5 protein-coding genes are annotated in these 6,000 nt (G+C 68.4%); 2 read left to right on the forward strand and 3 right to left on the reverse strand.

Features of this window, described 5'->3' with window-relative positions; translation table 11 throughout:
- Window positions 1-331 precede the first annotated feature (331 nt).
- A complete protein-coding gene (locus ACZ7NC_RS22560) occupies window positions 332-628 on the reverse strand; it encodes a DUF1330 domain-containing protein (protein ID WP_175647723.1) in 297 nt (98 codons plus the stop codon).
- Between the two features lie 137 nt (window positions 629-765).
- On the opposite strand from ACZ7NC_RS22560, the gene ACZ7NC_RS22565 reads away from it, so the two are divergent.
- A complete protein-coding gene (locus ACZ7NC_RS22565; protein WP_471490690.1) occupies window positions 766-1,710 on the forward strand; it encodes an AraC family transcriptional regulator in 945 nt (314 codons plus the stop codon).
- 159 nt (window positions 1,711-1,869) lie between these two features.
- Here the strand turns inward: ACZ7NC_RS22565 and ACZ7NC_RS22570 are convergent, their stop codons facing one another.
- On the reverse strand, window positions 1,870-2,646 hold the full coding sequence (locus ACZ7NC_RS22570) for a calcium-binding protein (protein ID WP_471490691.1): 777 nt from the start codon (window positions 2,644-2,646) through the stop codon (window positions 1,870-1,872).
- A gap of 65 nt (window positions 2,647-2,711) precedes the next feature.
- Window positions 2,712-3,485 (reverse strand): calcium-binding protein, encoded by a 774-nt coding sequence (locus ACZ7NC_RS22575; protein WP_471490693.1) that lies wholly within the window; start codon window positions 3,483-3,485, stop codon window positions 2,712-2,714.
- Between the two features lie 651 nt (window positions 3,486-4,136).
- Between ACZ7NC_RS22575 and ACZ7NC_RS22580 the strand changes: the two genes are divergently transcribed.
- Window positions 4,137-5,900, forward strand: coding sequence for an AMP-binding protein (locus ACZ7NC_RS22580; protein WP_471490694.1), 1,764 nt, complete (start codon window positions 4,137-4,139; stop codon window positions 5,898-5,900).
- Window positions 5,901-6,000 lie beyond the last annotated feature (100 nt).

The following is a 6,000-nucleotide window of genomic DNA, read 5'->3' on the forward strand; positions in this document are numbered from 1 at the left end:
AGCGCGTCCAGGACCGTCTGAAAGGAGTCCTGGACTTCTTGCGCGGGGTCACGCCCCGACGTGCTGGCTCGGAGCGGTTCGGCCTCGTTGAATCCCATCGGCAGTCCTCCTCGACCGACCTCCGAGGATTCCGGGCCCGATCACACCAGCGATCTGTGAACTGGCCTGCGTGCCAGGAGCGTTGGGTCGTTGTCGCGTGTTGGGGGAGCCGTGCCGCCAGGGTGCTCACGGTTTCCTTGTGAAGCGATACGCAGTCCGTATGGCGTTGTCTCAATCCGCCGCCGGTTGACAGCCGCATCTCTACCCCCGGAGTGGGCTTGGCGATGGGCTGTCAGGGCACGTCGGGGCTCTGTCCAGCGACGACCTTCACCGAGGAGTACTTACGGCGTAGTTCCTTCAGAGGCTGGTACTCCGGCGAGTCCCAGAACTCCTGCAGCGCGGCCTTGGACGCGAACTCGTGGATGACCAGGGTGGCGGGTTCCCAGTCTCCTTCCAGGACGACGGCATTGTCGTCGATCAGCAGGTTGCGGGCGCCGGACTGCTCGATGAGCGGAGTCACACCGTCGATGTACTGCTGGAATCCGGCGGGATCGGAAACATCAAGGTCTATGACGACGTATGCGGGCACGATCGATACTCCTGCGTGTCGAGGTCGGGACCTGTCGACCTCGACGATACGGAGACCCAACTGGCTTTTCCCATACGTGTGATGGGTCAGAACATGCGTCATCGTCCCGCTCCGGGGCGGACCGGTAATGTGGTCCCGTGGACGTGGTCAGCGATGTGATCGCCACGATGAGGGTCGGCCGTGCCAAGTTCACCCACTCCCGCCGGGTCGGCGAGTGGGGCAACCGGTTCGGCCCCTACCCGGGCGCGGGGTTCCACATCGTGCTGCACGGCAGTTGCTGGCTCCTGCCGCCCGACGGCGCGGCGTTGCTGCTGACCGCAGGTGATGTGGTCTTCCTGCCGCACGGGGCCATGCACGGCGTCAGCAGTGATCCCAATCAGGTTCCGGCCCTCCTGCAACCCGAGGCGGACCCGAAACGCAGGGACGTCGTCGCAAGTGACCCGCGGCCAGGACACGGTACGGGCGAGGCCGTTTTGCTGTGCGGTGCGTACCGGCTGGACCGGGGACAGGTACACCCCTTCCTGCGTGCACTGCCCGACGTGATCCACATCCCCGCGGGACCAGGCCGCCACCCGGCGCTGCGGGCCGTTGTCGATCTGCTCGGCGCGGACGTGCAGGACTCAAGGCCGGGAGCGGACGCCGCCCTGCCTGCCCTGCTGGACCTGCTGCTGGTCTACGTCCTGCGTGCGTGGCTGGATGAGGAGACCTCGCGCAGCCCCTCCGCCGGCTGGTGCGCCGCGTTGACCGATCCGGCAATCGCCGCTGCGCTCAACCACATTCACCGCCACACGGCGTACCCGTGGACGGTGCAGGAACTCGCCCATCGCGTCGGCATGTCGAGGACAGTCTTCGCGAGGCGGTTCACCCACTTGGTGGGACAGGCACCGATGGCGTATGTGACCTGGTGGCGGCTGAGCACCGCGGCTCGGATCCTGCGCGATGGAGACGATCCACTCGCAGCGGTGGCCCAACAGGTCGGGTACACCTCCGAGTTCGCCTTCGCCAACGCCTTCAAGCGCGCTTTCGGCGTCGCTCCCGGACGCTTCAGGCGCGCACAACACGCACCGCGACTGGTGCAGTAGGCGCCCCAGCAGTCGTTCATCACCGGCTGTCATCCTGCCGCCGGACAGCCGGTACGGCTGTCCGGCGACGCCTCCGATCCGATCATTTCCCAGGGAGCTCCCGTGCTTCCCCAACCCGACGCCAGTGTGCAGCGCAGTACCGAGGAAACGAGTGGTTGATCAGGGGCAGTTGACGGCCGTGTCGCCGGTGTCGCGGTTGCAGGTGTCGAAGCCGAGGCCGCCGTCCAGGCTGTCGTTGGCGATCATGTTGTCCACGGCGTTGAGGGTGTCGTTGCCCTCGCCGCCGAGGTGCGTGTCGTTGCCGCGGCCCCCGGTGAGGGTGTCGTTGCCCTGGTCACCCCCGAGGGTGTCGTTGCCATCGTCGCCGTTGAGAGTGTCGTTGCCGGCGTTGCCGTTGATGGTGTCGTTGCCGGCCAGCCCGGAGATCGTGTCGTTGCCGGGGCCGCCGTTGATGGTGTCGTTGCCCGGCGTCGCCCGCGGTCCGGTGGCAGCCGGGTCGTCGCCGACGAGCCGGTCCGCCCGGGGGCCGCCGTTGAGGCGGTCGTCACCCGCACCGCCGATCACCGTTCCGGCGGCCTCCAGGTTCGGGGAGATGGTGACGCTGTCATCGGCGTCGTCGGCGTTGACCCGTATCGATGTGACGGGCAGCGGACACTCTGCCGTGTGCGTCCCCGTCGACTGACACGGGGCTACGGCGGATACGGTGTCCCCCGCGTCCGTCACCACGACAACGTTGCCCTGACGCCGGACGGTGATGTCGTTCGCCACACCCTGGTCGGCTGTGACGACCAGGGCGTCGCCCACCTCCTGCACGACCGTGGTCCCGGCCAGGCTTGTGCCGGGGGCCGCACCGGGCGCGGCGAAGGCGGCGGTCAGCGGGGCGCAGGTGAGTGCGCCGATCGCCGCCACCGTGGTGCAGATGCTTCGTGTTCTCATCGGTGCCCGCCTTTTCGTGTTGTCTCGCTGCGTACGGGTACTGGCGTGCTGCTCACTCGCGCTGGTCAGGGGCATCCGCTGACGTTGTCGCCCAAGTCGGCGCGGCAGTCGTCCACGTCGGCGCCGCCTTCGACGTAGTCGTTGCCGCTGACGTTGTCCACGGCGTCGATGGTGTCCCGGCCGTTGCCGCCCTCGGCGTAGTCGTTGCCGGCGCCGGCGACGATCTGCTCGTTGCCGCCGCCGCCGTAGATCACGTCGTTGCCGGCACCGCCGTCCACGATGTCCGAGCCGCCGCGGCCTTCGATGGAGTCATTGCCGGAGCCGCCGAAGATCCTGTCCGCCTCGGCTCCCCCGGTCAGCGTGTCGTTTCCTGCGCCGCCGGAGAGGAAGTCGGATCCCTCGTCGCCTTCGAGGGTGTCGTTGGCGGATCCGCCGTAGAGGCTGTCGTTGCCGGCACCGCCGATGAGGGTGACGCCGAGGGCCGCCAGCGAGGAGGTGACGTTGTCGTCCTGGTCGCCGGCGTTGACCACGAGTTCGGTGGTGTCGGCGGCCCTGCAGGCGACTTCGGTCGTGCTGATGGCGGTGCAGTCGCCGGACGGTGCGACCGTGTCTCCGGTGTCCCTGATTCTGATGCTGCTGCCTGACTGCCAGACGCTGATCGTGTTGCCCCGGCCGACTCCGGCGGTGACCGTGATGGTGGTGCCGGTCTTGTTCACCAGCGTCGTGGCGAGAAGACGTGGCGTCGGTGCGTCGGCCGCGCGGGCCACGCCCGTGAGGCAAAGGGTAAGACCGGACACCGTGGCCAGAAGTGCCACGGTGCGATGGTGCGTTCGCTTCATGACCTGCTCCTGAAATAGGGCGCTGAATTGCGATCTCGCAGCTGTGCGCATTGCTTCTCGGCCGAAATTTCCGGTGCTTGCGCAAAGGAGCGCTTCCTTTTGCGGTCTGTCGACCGCAGCCGGGACCGACAACCGGCCCCGGCGGAGCACCGGGGAAATGGTGTGCCGCAAGCGCCGAACGTGCGGCTGCCGCCCGTCCCGGCGTGACACCCGGATGTCCTTGCTGCATTCAACAGTCCTCAGTCCGCGCAGACTCCTCCCGTTCCGTCATGGCCGACGCCCGCTCGACCCGGTGATCGGCACCGGCGCCTGGGCACCCAGAGCATGTCTGGATGCGAAGCCGTGCTGAAGCCGAATTAGCGCCATTGCCGGATACAACGGTCTCCGCGCGTGGATCGTCCCCCTGGACGGTAATGGGATCATCTGTGGGCATGCCTGCCGTTTGATTTGCACCAGTCCCGGCTGTGTCAATTCACGATTCATCCGTAGCGCATTCAATTAGTCGCTGGTAACGCTGATTCGGCCCGCGGTCGATCTGCAAGGGTTCGGCCTGCCCCCACGCGTCCAGACCCTTGTCCCGGCCCGCGGGCTCCCCTACGGTGATGCGGAACATGCCGACCAGTTGGTATGCCGGACCGGGTGGAGGCCGTCGTGGCGGACAGCGCGCGCGTGCAGGAGTACTTGGCCGATGTACGGGCCCGCCAGCAGCGCGTATGGCCGGACTCGATGCCGAGGGAGGTGGTGTACCCGCTCGGGCAGCGGCCGCTCACCGACCATCTGCGGCACTGGGCCCGGCGCCATCCCGACCGCGTCGCGATCACCTTCTACGGCGAGCAGATCACGTACGCGGCGCTGGAGGACCTGACGGCGCGGCTGTGCGGCTGGCTGCAGCGCAGCGGCGTACGCCCCGGAGACCGTGTCGGGGTGTTCCTGCCCAACTGCCCGCAGTTCGTCGTCGCCATGCTCGGCATCCTGCGCGCCGGAGCCGTGCACGTCCCGGTGAACCCGATGTTCCGGGAGCACGAGCTGCGGCACGAACTGGCCGACGCCGGGGTGGAGGTCCTGATCACTCTGGACACCCTGCTACCGCTGGTCGAGGCGGTGCGGCCCGACACCGCCGTACGGAACGTACTCGTCACCAGCCTTGCCGACATGCTCCCCTCCGATCCGGTGCTGCCGCTGCCGCCCGGCCTGGCAGCCGTCGGCTCGGTCGGCAGCGGGTGGGCGCAGGCCGTCGGCGGCGAGCCCGGCCAGGACCAGCCGGCCGACCTGGACGCGCTCGCCGCGCTCAACTACACCGGAGGGACCACCGGCCTGCCCAAGGGATGCGAACACACCCAGCGGCACATGCTCTACACCGCGGCGACGGCGGCGGCCGCCAGCGGCATGGACCTCTCCGGCGACAACCCCGACGTGCTGCTGATCTACGTGCCGGTCTTCTGGATCGCCGGCGAGGACTTCGGCATCCTGCTGCCACTGCTCACCGGCAGCGGCATCGCGCTGCTCACCCGGTGGGACCCCGAGGCCGTGCTGCAGGCGATCGAGCGGTACCAAGTGACGCTGATGCTGGGCACGGTCGACAACTACGTCGAGCTGATGGAGCACCCCGGCCTGCCCGGCACCGACCTGTCCAGCCTGGCGCAGCCGCGGGCGATGTCGTTCGTGCGCAAGCTGACACCGGCGATCCGGTCCCGGTGGAGCTCCCTGGTCGGCGAGCACAGCGTGCTGCAGGAGGCGGCGTACGGCATGACCGAGACGCACACCGCGGACTCCTTCACCACCGGGTTCCAGGACGGGGACCACGACCTGCTGACCGAACCGGTCTTTTGCGGACTGCCCGTGCCGGGAACCGAGTTCATGGTGGCCGACGGGGAGAGCGGCGAGCCGCTGCCGCTGGGCGAGCGCGGCGAGATCCTCGTACGCTCCCCCTCCCTGCTCACCGGATACTGGCGGCAGCCGGAGGCCACCGGCCGGGTCCTGCGCGACGGCTGGCTGCACACCGGTGACATCGGAATGATCGACGAGGACGGGTGCCTGCACTACCTCGGCCGCGACAAGGAGATGATCAAGGTCTCGGGTATGAGCGTCTTCCCGTCCGAACTGGAGGCGCTGCTGGCCCGGCACCCGGATGTGCTGACCGCGGCGGTGGTACCGATGGACGATCCCCAACGGGGACAGGTGCCGCTGGCGTTCGTCCAGCCCCGCCCCGGTGCCGCGCTCGACGCCGAGGGCGTGTGCGCGTGGGCGCGGGCGAACATGGCCCCGTACAAGGTACCCGTGGTGAGGTGCGTCGACGTCCTGCCCATGACCACCACCGGCAAGGTGAAGAAGGGCGAGCTGCTGGAGCAGGCCGCGCGCGTCGCCGTGCCCCCGGCGTCCCCGGCCGCTGCCGATGCCTACGGAAAGGACCGGTGACGATGCAATGCCGGTGAGTTAGGACGTTTCTGCAGGTAGCGGCGGGTGTCTGGCAACTTTCAGCGAGTAGTGGACGTTACTGGGAGTGCGTGGTTGGTCT

The organism is Streptomyces sp. NPDC111802 (assembly GCF_055634335.1).

What these genes read in the sequence shown, in the direction of transcription:
- ACZ7NC_RS22570 (WP_471490691.1), bottom strand. Translation starts at nt 2,646, where the DNA reads ATGAGAACACGAAGCATCTGCACCACGGTGGCGGCGATCGGCGCACTC.
- ACZ7NC_RS22575 (WP_471490693.1), bottom strand. Translation starts at nt 3,485, where the DNA reads ATGAAGCGAACGCACCATCGCACCGTGGCACTTCTGGCCACGGTGTCC.